Here is an 18,257-nt window from a genome sequence, read left to right as displayed (position 1 = left end):
CCGGGTGGCCCGGCTACTGGGGGCTGGGCCTACTGGGGGACGCGGGCGACGCAGAAGACGGTCTGGCCGAAGGGCGGCCGGATGAAGCGCTCGATGAGCCGGGTCGTCGGCACGACCGTCCTGTCGTAGATCTTGACGAGCCGCGGGTCCGGGTAGCCGACGCCGCCCCGCCGGACGGCGGCCCACCAGGCGATGCCGCCAAGGAAGTTGATCGGCTTGAGGACCTGGATGCCGAGCCCGGCGCTGATGACTGTCTTCCGCAAGGTCGCGGGGGTGTATCGGGTGACATGCCCGACCTTGCGGTCGAAGTCTCCGTAAAGCTGCATGTATCCCGGCACCCAGATAATGATCCGCCCACCGGGCGCGGTGACCTTGGCCAGGGATCGAAGCGCCTCGACATCCTCTTCGATGTGCTCCAGGACGTTCATGAGCACGACGGTGTCCACCGGGTCGGCCAGCGGAATCTCCGTCGGCAGGCCGAACTGGAGCACCGAGATGTCGTCCCGGTCGGCGAACCGCTTCTCGAGCTGCTCGACGCAGTAGGGGTCGAAGTCGCTCACCACGAGCCGGTCGAGCCGGGGGAGGAACTGCTCGGCGAAGTGGCCGAGGCCGGAGCCGATCTCCAGCATCGACCGACCGACATGCGGCGCGACCATGTCGAACTCGTACTGCCGGTAGTTCTTGGCCTCGTCCCCACCCAGGTGGTTCTCCAGGGCCTCGTCTCCAGCCGCCGGCTGGACTACACGGTCATACCCAGACATACGATCCTCGTTTACGCGCGCTGACGGTCTTGGAGAGTCTAGTGCCCACCCTGTCGGCGGGTGCTCCGTTCTCTGGACGGCGTTCTCTGGACGGCGTTCTCTGGACGGCATGCCCGTCCACTCCTAGGCTTCACCTCCAGGTGATGGACCCAGGTGATGGATGACGACGAGGCCATAACGCGATCCCTGGCCGGTGACCTTGACGCCTACGAGGTGCTGGTCACCCGCTACAGCGCGGTCGCGCATCGTACGGCCGGCCTGCTCGGCGCGGGTGAAGAAGCCCAGGACGTGGTCCAGGAGGCCTTCGTCAAGGCGTTCCGTCATTTGGGAGGCTTCCGCCGCGACTCGGCTTTCAAACCCTGGCTGCTGCGGATCGTGGCCAACGAGACGCACAATCTCAGCCGGTCACGCGGCCGGCGGGCCGACCTGGCGATGCGGCTCGGCCTGGAGCGGGAGCCGTACGAACCTGAGGACCCGGAGGGTGTCGCCGTCGCCGCGGACGGCAGATCCCGTCTGCTTGAGGCCGTCCGCCGGCTCCCGGACCGGGAACGCGAGGCGGTGGTCTGCCGGTATTTCCTGCAGTTGTCCGAGGCGGAGACCGCGGAGGTCCTCGGGGTACGGCTTGGCACGGTGAAGTCGCGGACGTTCCGCGGCCTCAGGCGCCTGCGAGAGGAGGTGGGCCGTGAGCTCCTCCGATGACCGCCCCGGCGACGACTTCCAGGCTCACGGCGACGCCCATCCCGACGCCGGTCGCCCCGGTCACGGGTTCGGAGATCTGGAGGCGGAGCTGCGGGCGCTCGGCGACACGTTGCACAGCCCCACGCCACCTCCGTCCGATGTCGCCCGCGCTGTCCGTGCCCGCCTCGAAGGCCCTGCGCACACGGAGAGCCCAGCGCGGCCGGGCAATCGGACGCGCCGCGGAAGGCTGTTCGGCCGGCCAGGCCGCGACGGGTCGGGTTCGCGGGCAGGGCAGGACGGGCCGCTCGGTTCGCCGGGGCGCGACGGGCGGTCTGGCCGGGTACGGCTCTCGCGGCGGAAGGTGGCCGCCGTGGTGGCGGTCTTTCTGGCCGTCCTGATCGGAGCCACCCCGCAGGGACGGGCCGCGGTCGTGTCGGTCCTCAGATTCGCCGGAGTCGAGATCGGCGTCGGGGTTCCGGGGCCTCTGCCGACCGGGGTGCCGCGCCCTCTGCCGGGAGAGCGGCGTGTCACGCTCGACGAGGCACGGCGCGCGGTCGCATTCCCGATCGCGGTGCCGTCCGCGCTCGGCGATCCCGCCGACGTCCGGGTGGCCGACGGCGGCCGTGTGGTGTCCCTGTTCTGGCCGGGCGTCCGGCTCGACGAGTTCGACGGGACGCTCGGCGTGGTCTTCCGCAAGGATCTCGGGGAGCCCTGGCCGGAGGAGATCCCACGCCTGCGGGCCTGGTGGGTCCAGCAGCCCCACCGCCTGTCCTACGTGCCCCGGCGCGGTGGCGCGCCTCGCGAGGAGCGGGTCGCCGCTCCCACGCTGATCTGGCAGCGGGGAGCCGTGGGGCTGCGCCTCGAAGGCCCCAGCCGGGATCAGGCGCTTCGCATCGCCGCCTCGGCTCAGTGAAACCTCATCGCCGGGTCCTTGGCCGATCGGGCGAGCGGGGGTGGGCCTCAGCCGGTGAGCTCCGGGGCGGTGAGCCAGCCGTCGATCTCGCCCAGGAGCTCCTTCTTGATGGGATCGGGGGCGGCCGACGACCGGATCGACTGGCGGGCCAGCTCGGCGATCTCCGCGTCGCGAAAGCCGTACACCTCTCTGGCGAGCTCATACTGCGGCAGCAGCCGCGCCCCGAACAGCAGCGGGTCGTCGGCGCCGAGCGCGATCGGGACGCCCGCCTCGAACAGCTTCCGCAACGGCACGTCCTCGGGCCGCTCGGCGACGCCGAGGCCGACGTTGGACAGCGGGCACACCTCGCAGGCGATCTGCCGGTCGGCGAGCCGTTCCATGAGGCGGGGCGACTCGGCGGCGCGGACGCCGTGGCCGACCCGGTCGGCCTCAAGGTCGTCGACGCACTCCGCCACGCTGGCCGCGCCGAGGAGCTCGCCCCCGTGCGGTACGGCGAGCAGTCCGGTGCGCTTGGCGATCCGGAAGGCGCCGTCGAAGTCGCGGGCGCGCCCACGCCGTTCGTCGTTGGACAGGCCGAAGCCGACGACGCCCTTCCCGGTGTACTGCGCGGCCAGGCGGGCGAGGGTCCGGGCGTCGAGAGGGTGCCGCGTGCGGTTGGCGGCCACGACCACCGCTATGCCGATATTCGCGGCTTTGGCCGCCTGCTCCGTGGCGTCGAGGACGAGCTCCAACGTTGTGGTGAGCCCGCCGAACCGCTGGGCGTACCCCGACGGGTCCACCTGGATCTCCAACCACCGGGAGCCCTCGCGGGCCTCGTCCTCGGCGGCCTCCCGCAGCAGCCGGTAGACGTCCTCGGGCCGCTTCAGCACGGACCTCGCGATGTCGTACAGCCGCTGGAACCGGAACCAGCCGCGCTCGTCGGTCGCGTGGAGCTGGGGCGGCCAGTCCTGCACCAGAGCGTCGGGCAGGTGGACGCCGTGCTCCCGCGCGAGCTCGATGAGCGTGGAATGCCGCATCGAGCCGGTGAAGTGCAGATGCAGATGTGCCTTGGGGAGTTTGTCGAGTGGGCGCGGCATCTCCATATCCTGCCGTATCCGCCTGTCAACCTCGCGCCCGCCTTACGCGTTGTGGACGGGCGAAAGGGGAGCCCATGACGGAAGAAGACGAGGCGGCCTTTGATGAGTTCCTGGCCGCGCGCAGCACCGCTCTGCTCCGCACCGCGATCCTGGTCTGCGGAGCCTCCACGATCGACGCCGAGGACATGGTGCAGAGCGCCCTGGAGAAGGTCTACCGGCACTGGCCGCGCATCCGGCACGACAACCCCGAGGCGTACGCCCGCCGTGTCGTCGTGAACGGCGCGATCAGCCGGTCCCGGAGGAAGAAGGTCATCCAGGAGATCACCTTCGCCCATCCGCCTGACACGCCTGTGGAGTCGCCCGATCTGGGCCTGAGGGACGCCCTGCTCGCGGAGCTCAGGAAACTCCCAGCCCGGATGCGGGCCGTCCTCGTCCTCCGCTACTGGGAGGACCTGTCCGAGGCCGAGACGGCGGCCTTGCTGGGCTGCTCGGTCGGAACCGTCAAGAGCCAGGCCGCCCGTGGCCTGGCGAGAGTCCGCGCACGTATGGGAAATCTGGAAGGGGCCTCCGCATGAAGGTCGAAGAGGCGCTGAAGGACGCGATGGCGTCCCAGGTCGCCGGCGTCTACGCGTCGCCGTCGATGGGGCAGTCCGTGAGGCGGCGGAGCCGCCGCAACGTCGTCCGGTTTCGTACGGCGGGCGCGGCCCTGCTGACGGTGGCCGTGGCGGGAGCCGTACCGGTGTATCTGAGTCACGCGCCCGCGACGGGCCGCGTGGCGGGACCGGGCGGGCAAGCGGCAGCGGGAGCCGGGGACGGCTCGGCCGACACCGCCGCCGTTTCCGGGGTCGTGGTCCCCGACGTCATCGGGACCGATGCGACGAGCGTACGGACCATCCTGGAGGACGCCGGGTTCACGGTGGAGTTCAAGGAGGTCCTCACCGAAGGTCAGGGACTCAGGGTCGTGACCGCGCAGGAGCCGGCCGCGGGCACCGAGGCCCCGGCCGGGTCAGTCATAACCGTCACCATCGTGGAGTCGGACAATCCTGAGGCGAGCCCGTCGGCTACTCCCTCCGCCGACCCGCTGCCGCAGGATCTCGGCGACCTGGGCGACGGGCGCGACTTCGGCGGCATCCACGTCGGCTACCTGCCCGACGGACTCGAATGGGGCAAGTGGTCGGGCAAGGACGGGTTCGGCAAGACGAGCTACACGACGACGTGGGTCGAGCCGGGCCTCGAGCCCGGTATGTACAGCGTCCAGATGATCGTCTACAAGGGTGACGCCGCGGACCGGCTCGCCGACCGGATGAGGGGTTACCGCGGCCAGGGCGCCGAGCCCGTCAAGGTGGGCGGCAAGACGGCCTACCTGGTCACTCTCGGAGAGGCGGCCGACAAGATCACCCAGGACGGCACGCTGACGATCGTGTGGGCCGAGCGCCCAGGCCTGGCGGTCGAGGTGGCGATCAGCCCCGACTACGCCAAGAAGATCGGCAAGGACGCGGCCGGCCGCGAGCTCAAGAAGATCGCCGAAGGGGTCACTCCCGCCAAGTGACCTACTGGATCTCGAACGCGTCGCGATGGGCCTGCGTGTGCCGTGGGACCCGGAGTTCGACGGGATGCGCGTGACCTACATTCCGGACGGCCTCCGTGACGCGTCGGGAAGGACAGAACTGGGCCCCGACGGTCTCAGCCGGGTATGGACGGGGGAAGGCGGCCGAAGTGTCAGGGTGGAGTTCGTCCATGGGCTCCGGGCGAAGAATCTCACGACGCTGTGCCAGGTCTCCTGGCCGGCGAAGGACATGGCCTTGGACCTGCGTCCCGCTTCCGTGCGAGGACTCCCCGCCTATCATCCACCCGGGTTAGCCGTACGGACCGCGGGTCTGGGTCATCTTTGTACTCGACCCTGGGTCATCTTGGTAATGTGCTGGTCGTGGGCCATGATCCCTACATCCCCCGGCTGGTGGATCCGCTGATCGAGGAGACGTTCGCGACCCTCCCGGCGATCATGTTGGTGGGGCCGCGCGCCACGGGGAAGACCACGACGGCCGCTCGGCACGTCGAGACCGTCGTGCGGCTCGATCGGGAACAGGAGACGGCCGCCTTCGCCGCGGATCCGGACGCGGCCCTCCGGCGGCTGCGCGAGCCGGTGCTTCTCGACGAGTGGCAGGTCGTCCCCGAAGTTCTGGGCGCTGTGAAGAGGGCCGTGGACGCTGACTACAGCCCGGGGCGGTTCATTCTCACCGGCTCCGTATGGTCCGATTCCGGCGGCCGGACGTGGCCCGGCACGGGACGAGTGGTCCGCGTTGACATGTCCGGCCTGGCGGTCAAGGAGATCCACCGGAACACCGCGCGCCCGCCGTTCGCGGATCTTCTGGCGGAGGGCCGCATAACCGACCTCGTGGTGCCGCCGGCGCCGCCCGACCTGGGCGGCTATCTCGATCTGGCCCTCCAGAGCGGCTTTCCGCAGGCGCATCACATGGAACCTGTCGTACGGGAGCGGTGGCTGGCCAGCTATATCGAGCAGACGCTCACTCGCGACATCGAGAGCCTGGACGGGCGGCGTGACCCCGTCCGGCTCAGGGCGTATTTCGAGGCGATGGCGCTGAACACGGCCGGCGTGGTGACCGATAAGACGCTCTACGAATCCGCCGCTGTCAACGCGCGGACGGGAGAGGCCTACGAGAGGCTTCTCCGGGACCTGCTGCTCGTGGACAAGATCCCAGCCTGGTTCAGTAATCGCCTGAAGCGCCTTGTCCGGTCGCCGAAGCGGTACGTCGTGGACCCCGCGCTGGTGGCCGCGCTACTTAGAGCCGATCCCGAGGCCGTCCTGCGTGACAGTGATCTGCTCGGCCGCGTGATCGACACTTTCGTGGCCCAGCAGCTCCGTGCCGAAGTGCCGATATGTCGTAGCAAGCCGCGGATCTACCACCTACGGCAGGACCAGGGGCGGCACGAGGTCGACATCGTTCTCGAGCTCGGCATGGGGCGGGTCATCGCGATCGAGGTCAAAGCGGGCGCCGCTCCTCGGACGGATGCCGCCAAGCACCTGGCTTGGCTGCGGGACGAGCTGGGCGATCGGTTCGTGGCCGGAGTGGTCCTCCACACCGGCTCGCGGCTCTACGAGCTCGGAGAGAGGATCATCGCCGCGCCGATCTGCGTGATCTGGGGCTGACGCGGCGGGCCCGGAGCCGTACGGACACGCGAAGGCCCGGGCCTGCGGCGGCCCGGGCCTTCGGACGCGATCAGTGGGCTTCGGCGAGGAGCTTGGCCAGGCGGCTGACGCCCTCGGCCAGGTCGTCGTCGCCCAAGGCGTAGGAGAGGCGGAAGTATCCGGGAGTGCCGAACGCCTCGCCCGGGACGAGGGCGACCTCGGCCTCCTCCAGGATGAGCTCGGCCAACTCGGCGGACGACTGCGGACGCCTGCCGCGGATCTCCTTGCCGAGCAGCGCCTTGATCGACGGGTACGCGTAGAACGCGCCCAGCGGCTCCGGGCACAGGACGCCGGGGATGTCGTTGAGCATCCGCACCATCGTCTGCCGGCGGCGGTCGAAGGCGGCCCGCATCTCGGCGACGGCCGACAGGTCGCCGGAGACGGCCGCGAGCGCGGCGGCCTGGGACACGTTCGCCACGTTCGACGTGGCGTGCGACTGCAGGTTGGTCGCGGCCTTCACGACGTCGGACGGGCCGATGAGCCAGCCCACCCGCCAGCCGGTCATGGCGTAGGTCTTCGCCACGCCGTTCAGCACGACGACGCGCTCCCGCAACTCCGGTACGGCTGTCGCGACGCTGGAGAAGGTGGCGTCGCCGTACACGAGGTGCTCGTAGATCTCGTCGGTGACGACCCAGAGGCCCTTGTCCAGCGCCCAGCGGCCGATCTCCTCCACCTGCGCGGGGGTGTAGACCGCGCCGGTCGGGTTGGAGGGCGAGACGAACAGCAGGACCTTGGTGCGGTCGGTCAGCTTCTCTTCGAGCTGCTCGACGGAGGCGAGGTAGCCGGTGGTCTCGTCGGTCACGACGTCGACCTGGACGCCGCCCGCCAGCTTGATCGCCTCGGGGTAGGTCGTCCAGTAGGGAGCGATGACCAGGACCTCGTCACCCGGGTCCAGCAGCGTGGCGAACGCCTCGTAGACGGCCTGCTTGCCGCCGTTCGTCACCAGCACCTGGGACGCGTCGACCTGGAACCCGCTGTCGCGCAGCGTCTTGTCGGCGATCGCCTGCTTGAGCTCGGGCAGGCCCCCGGCCGGCGTGTACTTGTGGAACCGGGGATTCCGGCACGCCTCGACGGCCGCCTCGACGATGTAATCGGGTGTCGGGAAGTCGGGCTCGCCGGCGCCGAATCCGATGACCGGGCGACCGGCGGCCTTCATCGCCTTGGCCTTGGCGTCAACGGCCAGCGTCGCGGACTCGGAGATCGCGGAGATACGCGCGGAGATGCGAGGTCGGGTCATGCCCCCCATCGTTCCAGACCCGCCGGACGGTTTCCTCTCGGTATCCATGATTCGGACAGTCCCACGCGGTACCTTTGACCAGCGCGGAAAGCACGGTTCGACGAAGCGGTCTTTCCCACGTACACTTCACCGACTAGTGGACCACGACGGGGAACGTACGGCTTAGCCCACGCGTTTCTCGGGTATTGTGGTGCACGGCTTAGGGCACTAGCGCAATTGGTAGCGCACCGGTCTCCAAAACCGGCGGTTGGGGGTTCGAGTCCCTCGTGCCCTGCGGAGTGCGGTCCGCGCACCAATGGCGTCAAGCGCGCCGCAAGTTGCGATGGACACGACGGATCAGGTGAGGACTGTGGCGATCGACACCCGCGGCGAGACCGCTGGAAAGCCAGGCAAGCCAAGCGGTGAGAAGAAGGCCAAGCGCACCTCTCCCGCACTTTTCTACCGGCAGGTCGTCGCCGAGCTGCGCAAGGTCATCTGGCCGCGGCGGAACGATCTGATCACTTACACCACGGTGGTCCTCGTCTTCGTTGTAATCATGGTCGGGATCGTGTCCGGACTAGACTTCCTGCTGACGAAGGGTGTGCTGGCGGTCTTCGGCGGATCCTGATCCAGCCCGAGGCGTCTCAGCACGTCATGTCACCGATCGAAAGAGGAAGAGTCCCGTGTCCGAGTCCCCGCTGCCGGTCGATGGCTCCCGTGATGAGTGGGAGACCGAGCCGGACGAGGCCGTAGAAGAGGTTGACGACACCGCCGCCGTCGACTCGGACGGTGTTGACGGTGACGTCGACTCGACCGAGGAAGACGCGGGGGAAGAGGCAGCCGTCGACGAGGACGGCGATGTCCTCCCGGACGTCGACCCGATCGAGGAGTTCAAGCGTCAGCTCCGCGGCCAGTACGGCGAGTGGTATGTCATCCACTCCTACGCCGGCTATGAGAACCGCGTGAAGCAGAACATCGAGAGCCGCACCGGGTCCCTCAACATGGAGGACTACATCTTCCAGGTCGAGGTGCCGACCCACACGATCACGGAGTTCAAGGGTGGCAAGAAGACTCCGATCAAGGAGCGCGTGCTGCCCGGCTACGTGCTGGTCCGCATGGACCTGACCGACGAGTCGTGGGCCGCGGTCCGCAACACGCCGGGCGTGACCGGGTTCGTGGGCCTGTCGAACAAGCCGAGCCCGCTGAACCTCGACGAGGTCGCCAAGCTGCTCGCGCCCGAGCCGTCCGAGGAAGTCAAGAAGGCGACGTCCAAGGCCGCGGCCGCGACCGTCGACTTCGAGGTCGGCGAGTCCGTCACAGTCATGGATGGTCCGTTCGCCACGCTTCCGGCGACGGTGAGCGAGATCAGCGCCGAGTCGCAGAAGCTGAAGGTGCTCGTTTCGATCTTCGGCCGCGAGACCCCTGTGGAGCTGTCGTTCAACCAGGTCTCGAAGATCTGAGCAGCTCGCATAGACTCGTTAGTCGTCCTCACACGCATCAGGGAAGCCGGTCCAGGCGCCGGCTTTCCCGCCTGTGAGGGTTTTGTAGGACAAAAGACCCGGAGAAGGACAGATGCCTCCTAAGAAGAAAGTCGCGGCGCTGGTGAAGGTCCAGCTTCCCGCTGGACAGGCCACGCCCGCGCCGCCGGTCGGTACCGCCCTCGGTCCGCACGGTGTCAACATCATGGAATTCGTCAAGCAGTACAACGCTGCGACGGAGGCCCAGCGGGGCAACATCATCCCCGTCGAGATCACCATCTTCGAAGACCGCAGCTTCACCTTCGTCACGAAGACGCCTCCGGCGCCCGAGCTGATCAAGAAGGCCGCCGGTCTGCAGAAGGGCAGCGCGACCCCGCACAAGGACAAGGTGGGCAAGCTCACCAAGGACCAGCTGCGGCAGATCGCCGAGACCAAGATGCAGGACCTCAACGCCAACGACATCGAGGCCGCGGAGAAGATCATCGCCGGCACCGCCCGTTCCATGGGCATCACCATCGCCGACTAGGTACATAACCGCACCACGGCAAGGTTGATCAACCCCGCGCGGGGCGCGGCCGTGTCTGGACTGAGGAGCGCGCGGGAGCGACGCGACCAAGCGCGACGAGGGAAGACGCGGCCTGAAGGGCGCCCCGAGCCAGCCTCGCCGAAGGCTAGGCAATTAGACACAGTGGCAGGGCCAATGCGCCGGCCCGGACCACGAACTCCATGAGGAGCCGAAAGTGAAGCGCAGCAAGAGCTGGAAGAACGCGGCCGCGCAGGTCGACCGCGACAACCTGTACAGCCCGCTGGACGGTGTCCGGCTGGCCAAGAACACCGCGACCACCAAGTTCGACGCCACCGTCGAGGTCGCCTTGCGTCTGGGCGTCGACCCGCGCAAGGCGGACCAGATGGTCCGTGGCACCGTCAACCTCCCGCACGGCACCGGTAAGACCGCCCGGGTCCTGGTCTTCGCGACCGGTGACCGTGCCGAGGAGGCCCGCGCCGCGGGCGCCGACATCGTGGGCTCCGACGAGCTGATCGACGAGGTGGCCAAGGGCCGTCTCGACTTCGACGCGGTCGTCGCGACGCCGGACCTGATGGGCAAGGTCGGCCGCCTGGGCCGCGTGCTCGGTCCGCGTGGCCTCATGCCGAACCCGAAGACCGGCACCGTCACGCCGGACGTCGCCAAGGCCGTCACCGAAATTAAGGGCGGCAAGATCGAGTTCCGCGTCGACCGGCACGCGAACCTGCACTTCATCATCGGCAAGTCGTCCTTCGACGAGCGTCAGCTCGTGGAGAACTACGCCGCCGCTCTCGACGAGGTGCTGCGTCTCAAGCCGTCGGCGGCCAAGGGCCGTTACGTCAAGAAGGTCACGTTCACCACGTCCATGGGCCCCGGCATCCCGGTCGACCCGAACGTGACGCGTGCGATGACCGCCGAGATCGACGCCTGATCAGCGGAAATACGGCCAATCCGGTCAGTACGGCCAATACCGCCAATCTGGCTATTACGGCCATTTAGGTCCATGAAGAACCCCTGCCCCGTCTGGGCGGGGGTTTTTCGGTTTCCGCCCATGCCGCGCGCCGCTTACCCGCGCACGACTTTCCCCTATTCACATGTACGGCTCCCGCCACGCGGATGTGTACGGCTTGTGCATACCTGATGTGGGTTTTCCCAGGATCGGCGCGGCACGGGTGTTAGCCGCATAGTGTCGAGGGCACTTGTTCGGGGACACGAAGGGATGGAAAACATGCGCCGACTTCTGGTGGCCGCCGGGGCGGTGGCCGCGATAACGGTGGCGGGATGCGGCACGACCGCTGCTCCGTCTCTCGGCAACGCGAAGCTTTCGGCGGCCGAGGTCCTGCAGCAGACCGCGCAGAAGGCCGACGACGTCAACACGTACTCGGCCGACCTCGTCGTGGACTTCTCCAGCCCGAAGGGGGGAGCGGGCAACGTTCAGGGCACCATGCTGTACCAGAAGACCCCGCAGCTCGCCTCCGACATCACCCTCAACCAGGTCACGTTCGGCGGCCAGAACCTGCCTGGGGGCGTCCGGGTCGTCCTGCAGGGCGATGTGGCCTACGTGAAGCTCGACGTGCTCAAGACCCTCGTCGGCGCCACCAAGCCGTGGATCAAGCTGGACCTCAAGCAGCTCGGCTCCTCGTCGGGCGTCAACGTCGACCAGCTCCTCGGCCAGGCGCAGCAGATCGACCTGAAGACGAGCGCCGCTCTGCTGACCGCGTCCAAGGACGCCAAGGCCGTCGGCACCGAGAAGGTCGGCGGCGTGGACACCACGCACTACACGGGCACGTTCGACACCGAGCAGGCGGTCAAGCTGCTGGCCCCCGAGGCCCAGACGCGGCTCCAGGGCGGCCTGTCGGGCGTGAAGGACGTCAAGTTCGACGCGTGGATCGACGCGCAGGGGCTGCCCCGCAAGGTCGAGCTGAACGGCGGCAAGGCGGAGGAGGGCACGTTCAAGGCGACCGCGCTGTTCAAGGCGTTCAACGAGCCCGTCACGATCCAGACGCCTCCGGCCGACCAGGTCGGGGAGATCCCCAAGAACATCAGCCTGGGAGGCTGACGCCGCCTGATTTGGCGTCCTAGGAATTGACACGTATTCTGTCTTCTGCCAAAGACCGCCGGTCGTTGCCGGGCTGTTTGTAGCCGGGTGACCGAAGGATCCACGTGAGTGGACGGCCCGCGTAGGTGTGAAGAGAGCTTGGGACGTTCGCGTCCTTCCAAGCCCCGTGCGCCTGCGCCGGGGCTTGTCCGTTTTTCTGGGCCTTCGCCGGTGGCACATCTGGAAGGAGGCCCATGGCGAAGGCGGAGAAGAGCGGTGCGGTAGCCGAGCTCAAGAGTGAGTTCGAAGGCTCCAGCGCCGCCGTTCTGACCGAATACCGCGGTCTCACCGTCGCTCAGCTCAAGCAGCTGCGCGTTTCTCTCGGTGGGAATGCGAAGTTCGCCGTGGCGAAGAACACGCTGACCAAGATCGCGGCCAACAGCGCCGGGATCACCGTCCTGGACGACCTGTTCCAGGGCCCGACCGCCATCGCGTTCGTCAAGGGTGACGTCGTCGAGGCGGCGAAGGGTCTGCGTGACTTCGCCAAGGCCAACCCCCTCCTGGTGATCAAGGGTGGTGTCGTCGACGGCAAGTCGATGACCCCCGCCGAGATCACCCAGCTTGCCGACCTTGAGTCCCGTGAGGTGCTCCTCGCGAAGCTGGCCGGTGCGCTGAAGGCCAAGCAGTCCCAGGCTGCCGCCACCTTCGCCGCGCTGCCCACCACCATGGCTCGACTGGCCGAGGCTCTGCGCGTCAAGCGCGAAGAGGCCGGCGAGTAGGTCCCGCGCAAGCGGGCGGGGGAAAGCGCGCACCGCGGTCCCTTTTCACGTTTTGCTAGATCCACTGGAGGAACACCATCATGGCGAAGCTCAGCACCGACGAGCTGCTCGAGACCTTCAAGGAGATGACCCTCCTTGAGCTGTCCGACTTCGTGAAGCTCTTCGAGGAGACCTTCGACGTCAAGGCCGCCGCTCCGGTCGCGGTCGCCGCCGCTCCGGGTGGCCCTGCCGCCCCCGCTGAGGAGGCCGAGGAGCAGGACGAGTTCGAGGTCATCCTCGAGGCCGCCGGCGACAAGAAGATCCAGGTCATCAAGGAGATCCGCGCTCTGACGAGCCTGGGCCTCAAGGAGGCCAAGGACCTCGTGGACGGCGCTCCCAAGTCCGTCTTCGACGGCAAGGTCAACAAGGAGCAGGCCGAGAAGGCCAAGGCCGCCCTCGAGGGCGCCGGCGCCAGCGTCACCGTCAAGTAACGCGCGCAGGCGAACGCTTCATCGAAGGGGCGGGTCCACCCAGGTGCCGGGTGTGCCCGCCCCTTTCGCATGCCCCGGAAACGCGGGAGCCGTACAGGCCCGCCTGGAGCCGTACGGCACGCGAGAGCCGTACGGGATCGAGACCCTATGGGCAGAGCAGGTCTGGTGATCTATGGTCCGGGATAGGATCCGGCGTCCGGCGACATGATCGGGGGTGGCCACCGTGCGGCGCGCGCTGATCATCGGTCTCGCTGTCCTGGTGGCCGCTCTGGCCGGGGCGCTGGTCCTGGTGGGAAAGAGCCGTGACGCGGCGCGGGCGGCGGAGGACGACCGCCAGGCGGCCGTGCGCGCGGCGGCGGCGCATGCGGTCGACATGCTGTCGCTGAACCACCGGACCGTCGACGAGGACATGAACCGGGTCATCGCCACCTCGACCGGGCCGGAACGCGAGCGATATACCGCGAACCGGGCGGCCCTGAAGGAGGCCACCCTCAAGAACAAGGTGGTGCAGACCGGCGTTCTCCGGGCGACCGGGCTGGCCTCAATGGGCGCTGACCGGCAGAGCGCCGAGGTGCTGATCGTGGCCGATGCGGTGATCCATTGGGAGGACGGCAAGAACGCCGCCCCCGAGGAGCGCTTCTACCGCTGGCGCATGAAGGTCAGCAAGGCCGGCGGTCTCTGGCTCGTGTCGCAGTCGGAGGCCGTGCCGTGAGGCGGGTCCTCGTCGCCCTGCTGGCGCTCTCAGCCGTCGTGCTGGCCGTCATGGTCTATTCGGCCTATGCGGACCTCCGCCGCCTCCAGAGCGGTCAGGAGGCCGCCTCGGGCGCCCTCGCCGCCGCCCGCTCCTTCGCCGCCGACATGCTGTCGTACGACTACCGTACGATCGACCAGGATCTGGCGCGGGCGGAGAGCCACGCCACGGGGGCGTTGTCGGGGCACTACCGCCGGCTGGCCGCCACGCTCGCACCCGAGGCGCGGAGCCGGCAGACGGTCCAGCAGGCGGTCGTGGCGGCTGCCGGGGTGGAGTCGGCGACACCTGACGAGGTCAGGGTGCTGGTCTTCGTCAACATGGTCACGAGCAGGGCGGCGACGGGTCAAGGATCTCCGGAACAGCAGGTCAGCCGGGGCAGGGCGCGGCTCGTCATGGTCACGGACGGCGACGGCTGGAAGGTCTCCGGCCTGTCCACCCTCCTCGGGGACACGCCCGCCCGGTGAGCCGCGTTACCCAATTGTTAGTAAAGAGTGGGTTTAGGAATCTTTGGTGGGTGGCATATCCATGGCACGGCAGCGTCGACCGACGGTCAGCGTTGGGCCGTCCGCGTGACAGAGCGTTACCTGGACCGGCTCCCGGGTAGGGACTGGATCCAGTGATGTTCATGCCTGACGCGGACGGGAAACACCCAGCGTGGTGCCCGTCAGTTAGGCGAAATGTGGGCTCTCGGGCTTGACGTTTCGGCGCGGACGGGTGATGCTGCCACCAACGTGGAGCGCAGAGCGAGAGCGGAGTGGACAGGTGTATGCCGATCGGCTACACTGCCCCTTTGCGCTGCCCTTTGACGACCGCTTCTCTAAGTAATGCTTTGGTCCTGGTCGTCTGGCGTGCGTGTAGTCAGTCCGCGAGCCCTCGGAAGGACATCTGTTGGCAGCCTCGCGCAACGCCTCCGCCGTACCCGCCGGTCCCCGTACCGTGTCATTCGCACGTATCGAGGAGCCGCTCGAAGTTCCCGACCTTCTCGCCCTGCAGACCGAGTCCTTCGACTGGCTGCTCGGCAACGAGAAATGGAAGGGCCGGGTCGAGGCGGCTCGCCAGGCCGGGCGCAAGGACGTTCCGGCCCAATCCGGTCTCGAAGAGATCTTCGAGGAGATCAGTCCCATCGAGGACTTCTCCGGAACCATGTCCCTGTCGTTCCGGGATCACAGGTTCGAGCCGCCCAAGTACTCCGTAGATGAGTGCAAAGACAAGGACATGACCTACTCCGCCCCGATGTTCGTGACGGCGGAGTTCATCAATAACACCACCGGTGAGATCAAGAGCCAGACGGTGTTCATGGGCGACTTCCCGCTCATGACGTCGAAGGGCACGTTCATCATCAACGGCACCGAGCGTGTCGTGGTCTCCCAGCTGGTGCGGTCCCCAGGTGTCTACTTCGACCGTTCGGTCGACAAGACCTCCGACAAGGACCTGTTCGGCTGCAAGGTGATCCCGTCTCGCGGCGCCTGGCTCGAGTTCGAGATCGACAAGCGTGACAGCGTCGGCGTGCGTATCGACCGCAAGCGCAAGCAGCCCGTCACGGTGCTGCTCAAGGCGCTCGGCTGGACGACCGACCAGATCCTGGAGCGCTTCGGCCAGTACGAGTCGATGCGGGCCACCCTGGAGAAGGACCACACCTCCGGCCAGGACGACGCCCTGCTCGACATCTACCGCAAGCTGCGTCCCGGCGAGCCCCCGACCCGGGAGTCCGCCCAGACGCTGCTGGAGAACCTGTACTTCAACCCGAAGCGCTACGACCTGGCCAAGGTCGGCCGCTACAAGATCAACAAGAAGCTGGGCGTCGACTCCGACATCACCCAGGGCACGCTGACCGACGAGGACATCGTGGCCACGATCGAGTACATCGTCCGGCTGCACGCCGGCGAGGACTCGATGGGCCCAGACGGCTCGGTGATCGTCGAGACCGACGACATCGACCACTTCGGCAACCGGCGTCTCCGCACGGTGGGCGAGCTGATCCAGAACCAGGTCCGCCTGGGCCTGGCCCGCATGGAGCGTGTCGTCCGCGAGCGCATGACGACCCAGGACGTCGAGGCGATCACGCCGCAGACCCTGATCAACATCCGCCCGGTGGTGGCGTCGATCAAGGAGTTCTTCGGCACCTCCCAGCTGTCGCAGTTCATGGACCAGACCAACCCGCTCGCGGGCTTGACGCACAAGCGGCGTCTGTCGGCCCTCGGCCCCGGTGGTCTGTCGCGTGAGCGCGCCGGCTTCGAGGTCCGCGACGTGCACCCGTCCCACTACGGCCGGATGTGCCCGATCGAGACCCCGGAAGGCCCGAACATCGGCCTCATCGGCTCGCTGTCGTCCTTCGGCCGGGTCAACTCGTTCGGCTTCGTCGAGACGCCGTACCGCCGGGTCGTCGACGGGCGGGTCTCCGAGCAGATCGACTACCTGACCGCGGACGAGGAGGACAGGCACGTCGTCGCCCAGGCCAACACGGTCCTGAACCCCGACGGCAGCTTCGCCGAGTCCCGCGTGCTCGCCCGGCGCAAGGGCGGCGAGTTCGAGGCCGTCCACCCGTCCGACGTGGACTACATGGACGTGTCGCCGCGCCAGATGGTGTCGGTGGCCACCGCGATGATCCCGTTCCTCGAGCACGATGACGCCAACCGCGCGCTCATGGGCTCCAACATGCAGCGTCAGTCGGTGCCGTTGCTGAAGAGTGAGGCGCCGCTGGTCGGCACCGGCATGGAGTACCGCGCCGCGACCGACGCCGGTGACGTCATCAACGCCGAGAAGGCGGGTGTGGTGGAGGAGGTCTCCGCCGACTACGTCACGGTCATGAACGACGACGGCACGCGGACCACCTACCGGGTCGCGAAGTTCAAGCGGTCCAACCAGGGCACCTGCTTCAACCAGAAGCCGATCGTGGCCGAGGGTGACCGGGTGGAGGTCAATCAGGTGATCGCCGACGGTCCCTGCACCGACACCGGTGAGATGGCGCTCGGTAAGAACCTGCTGGTGGCGTTCATGCCGTGGGAGGGCCACAACTACGAGGACGCGATCATCTTGTCCCAGCGTCTGGTGCAGGACGACGTGCTGTCCTCGATCCACATCGAGGAGCACGAGGTCGACGCCCGTGACACCAAGCTGGGCCCTGAGGAGATCACCCGGGACATCCCGAACGTCTCCGAGGAGGTCCTGGCCGACCTCGACGAGCGTGGCATCATCCGCATCGGCGCCGAGGTCACGACCGGTGACATTCTCGTCGGCAAGGTCACCCCGAAGGGTGAGACCGAGCTGACGCCCGAGGAGCGGCTGCTGCGCGCGATCTTCGGTGAGAAGGCGCGTGAGGTGCGTGACACCTCGCTGAAGGTGCCGCACGGCGAGTCGGGCAAGGTCATCGGCGTCCGGGTGTTCTCCCGTGAGGAGGGCGACGAGCTTCCGCCCGGTGTGAACGAGCTGGTCCGCGTCTACGTGGCGCAGAAGCGTAAGATCACCGACGGTGACAAGCTCGCCGGGCGTCACGGCAACAAGGGCGTCATCTCCAAGATCCTCCCCGTGGAGGACATGCCGTTCCTGGAGGACGGTACGCCGGTCGACATCGTCCTGAACCCGCTGGGTGTGCCCGGGCGAATGAACGTCGGTCAGGTGCTGGAGACTCACCTCGGCTGGATCGCCGCCCGAGGATGGGATGTGAGCGGCGTCGAGGAGGCCTGGGCGGAGCGCCTGCGCGACAAGGGCCTGACCAACGTCGAGCCGCGCACCAAGGTCGCGACCCCGGTCTTCGACGGCGCCCATGAGGAGGAGATCGTCGGCCTGCTGAGCAACACCCTGGAGAACAGGGACGGCTCCCGCATGGTCGGCGAGAACGGCAAGGCTCGGCTGTTCGACGGCCGCTCCGGCGAGCCGTTCCCGCACCCGATCTCGGTCGGCTACATCTACATCCTCAAGCTGCTCCACCTGGTCGACGACAAGATCCACGCCCGGTCGACCGGCCCGTACTCCATGATCACCCAGCAGCCGCTCGGCGGTAAGGCGCAGTTCGGCGGCCAGCGCTTCGGTGAGATGGAGGTGTGGGCCCTGGAGGCGTACGGCGCCGCCTACGCCCTGCAGGAGCTGCTGACGATCAAGTCCGACGACGTGCTGGGCCGCGTGAAGGTCTACGAGGCCATCGTCAAGGGCGAGAACATCCCCGAGCCGGGCATCCCCGAGTCCTTCAAGGTCCTCATCAAGGAAATGCAGTCGCTCTGCCTCAACGTCGAGGTGCTCTCCAGCGACGGCATGTCCATCGAGATGCGAGACACGGACGAGGACGTCTTCCGCGCGGCGGAGGAGCTCGGCATCGACCTGTCCCGGCGCGAGCCGAGCAGTGTCGAAGAGGTCTGATCTAGAAGCTGAG

18 protein-coding genes and 1 tRNA gene are annotated in these 18,257 nt (G+C 67.9%); 16 read left to right on the top strand and 3 right to left on the bottom strand.

The genetic code is table 11. The features are described 5' to 3' along the window. Positions 1–29: 29 nt before the first annotated feature. Positions 30–761, bottom strand: a complete 732-nt coding sequence (locus tag ABH927_RS11305) for a class I SAM-dependent methyltransferase (RefSeq protein WP_370020567.1) — start codon at positions 759–761, stop codon at positions 30–32. Positions 762–917: 156 nt separating this feature from the next. Between ABH927_RS11305 and ABH927_RS11300 the strand changes: the two genes are divergently transcribed. Further along, entirely contained in the window at positions 918–1,460 is a 543-nt protein-coding gene (locus tag ABH927_RS11300) for an RNA polymerase sigma factor (RefSeq protein WP_370020565.1), read from the top strand. Further along, entirely contained in the window at positions 1,444–2,352 is a 909-nt protein-coding gene (locus ABH927_RS11295; protein WP_370020563.1) for a hypothetical protein, read from the top strand. Before ABH927_RS11300 ends, ABH927_RS11295 begins: the two co-directional genes overlap by 17 nt. Positions 2,353–2,399: 47 nt before the next feature. Here the strand turns inward: ABH927_RS11295 and ABH927_RS11290 are convergent, their stop codons facing one another. After that, complete coding sequence (locus ABH927_RS11290) at positions 2,400–3,434, bottom strand: adenosine deaminase (RefSeq protein WP_370020561.1); 1,035 nt, start codon at positions 3,432–3,434, stop codon at positions 2,400–2,402. A gap of 68 nt (positions 3,435–3,502) precedes the next feature. Here ABH927_RS11290 and ABH927_RS11285 point away from each other — a divergent pair, with 68 nt between their 5' ends. From ABH927_RS11285 to ABH927_RS11275, 3 genes are all read left to right on the top strand, one after another. After that, positions 3,503–4,003 (top strand): SigE family RNA polymerase sigma factor, encoded by a 501-nt coding sequence (locus ABH927_RS11285; protein ID WP_261588082.1) that lies wholly within the window; start codon positions 3,503–3,505, stop codon positions 4,001–4,003. After that, positions 4,000–4,977: a PASTA domain-containing protein gene (locus ABH927_RS11280; RefSeq protein WP_370020559.1), complete on the top strand. Its 978-nt coding sequence runs from the start codon at positions 4,000–4,002 to the stop codon at positions 4,975–4,977. The genes ABH927_RS11285 and ABH927_RS11280 overlap by 4 nt, the downstream gene beginning before the upstream one ends. Positions 4,978–5,355: 378 nt before the next feature. Then, a complete protein-coding gene (locus ABH927_RS11275) occupies positions 5,356–6,597 on the top strand; it encodes an ATP-binding protein (protein WP_370020557.1) in 1,242 nt (413 codons plus the stop codon). A gap of 70 nt (positions 6,598–6,667) precedes the next feature. Here ABH927_RS11275 and ABH927_RS11270 read toward each other — a convergent pair whose 3' ends face one another. Next, a complete protein-coding gene (locus ABH927_RS11270) occupies positions 6,668–7,873 on the bottom strand; it encodes a pyridoxal phosphate-dependent aminotransferase (protein ID WP_370020555.1) in 1,206 nt (401 codons plus the stop codon). A gap of 201 nt (positions 7,874–8,074) precedes the next feature. On the opposite strand from ABH927_RS11270, the gene ABH927_RS11265 reads away from it, so the two are divergent. From ABH927_RS11265 to rpoB, 11 genes are all read left to right on the top strand, one after another. Continuing rightward, a tRNA-Trp gene (locus ABH927_RS11265) sits at positions 8,075–8,147 on the top strand. Positions 8,148–8,222: 75 nt separating this feature from the next. Beyond that, positions 8,223–8,480: a preprotein translocase subunit SecE gene (gene secE, locus ABH927_RS11260; RefSeq protein WP_261588075.1), complete on the top strand. Its 258-nt coding sequence runs from the start codon at positions 8,223–8,225 to the stop codon at positions 8,478–8,480. Positions 8,481–8,535: 55 nt separating this feature from the next. Then, positions 8,536–9,312 carry a transcription termination/antitermination protein NusG gene (gene nusG, locus ABH927_RS11255; protein WP_370020553.1) on the top strand — a complete coding sequence of 259 codons (777 nt, stop codon included), beginning with the start codon at positions 8,536–8,538 and terminating at the stop codon, positions 9,310–9,312. Between the two features lie 112 nt (positions 9,313–9,424). Beyond that, positions 9,425–9,856 carry a 50S ribosomal protein L11 gene (gene rplK / locus ABH927_RS11250; RefSeq protein ID WP_370020551.1) on the top strand — a complete coding sequence of 144 codons (432 nt, stop codon included), beginning with the start codon at positions 9,425–9,427 and terminating at the stop codon, positions 9,854–9,856. A 214-nt stretch (positions 9,857–10,070) separates the two neighbouring features. Next, positions 10,071–10,784, top strand: a complete 714-nt coding sequence (rplA, locus tag ABH927_RS11245; RefSeq protein WP_370020549.1) for a 50S ribosomal protein L1 — start codon at positions 10,071–10,073, stop codon at positions 10,782–10,784. 297 nt (positions 10,785–11,081) lie between these two features. Beyond that, positions 11,082–11,912 carry an LppX_LprAFG lipoprotein gene (locus tag ABH927_RS11240; protein ID WP_370020547.1) on the top strand — a complete coding sequence of 277 codons (831 nt, stop codon included), beginning with the start codon at positions 11,082–11,084 and terminating at the stop codon, positions 11,910–11,912. A gap of 233 nt (positions 11,913–12,145) precedes the next feature. Next, the gene (rplJ, locus tag ABH927_RS11235; RefSeq protein ID WP_370020545.1) at positions 12,146–12,670 is read left to right on the top strand and encodes a 50S ribosomal protein L10; all 525 of its coding nucleotides are present in this window, start codon (positions 12,146–12,148) and stop codon (positions 12,668–12,670) included. A gap of 80 nt (positions 12,671–12,750) precedes the next feature. Beyond that, on the top strand, positions 12,751–13,140 hold the full coding sequence (gene rplL / locus ABH927_RS11230) for a 50S ribosomal protein L7/L12 (protein WP_261588069.1): 390 nt from the start codon (positions 12,751–12,753) through the stop codon (positions 13,138–13,140). Positions 13,141–13,363: 223 nt separating this feature from the next. Then, a complete protein-coding gene (locus ABH927_RS11225; RefSeq protein ID WP_370020543.1) occupies positions 13,364–13,852 on the top strand; it encodes a hypothetical protein in 489 nt (162 codons plus the stop codon). Beyond that, the gene (locus ABH927_RS11220; RefSeq protein ID WP_370020541.1) at positions 13,849–14,355 is read left to right on the top strand and encodes a hypothetical protein; all 507 of its coding nucleotides are present in this window, start codon (positions 13,849–13,851) and stop codon (positions 14,353–14,355) included. The genes ABH927_RS11225 and ABH927_RS11220 overlap by 4 nt, the downstream gene beginning before the upstream one ends. Before the next feature lie 424 nt (positions 14,356–14,779). Next, positions 14,780–18,244, top strand: coding sequence for a DNA-directed RNA polymerase subunit beta (gene rpoB, locus ABH927_RS11215; RefSeq protein ID WP_370020540.1), 3,465 nt, complete (start codon positions 14,780–14,782; stop codon positions 18,242–18,244). Positions 18,245–18,257 lie beyond the last annotated feature (13 nt).

The organism is Planotetraspora sp. GP83 (assembly GCF_041262585.1).
Lineage (GTDB): Bacteria > Actinomycetota > Actinomycetes > Streptosporangiales > Streptosporangiaceae > JAOEGB01.
This window is presented reverse-complemented; position numbering and strand designations above follow the sequence as displayed.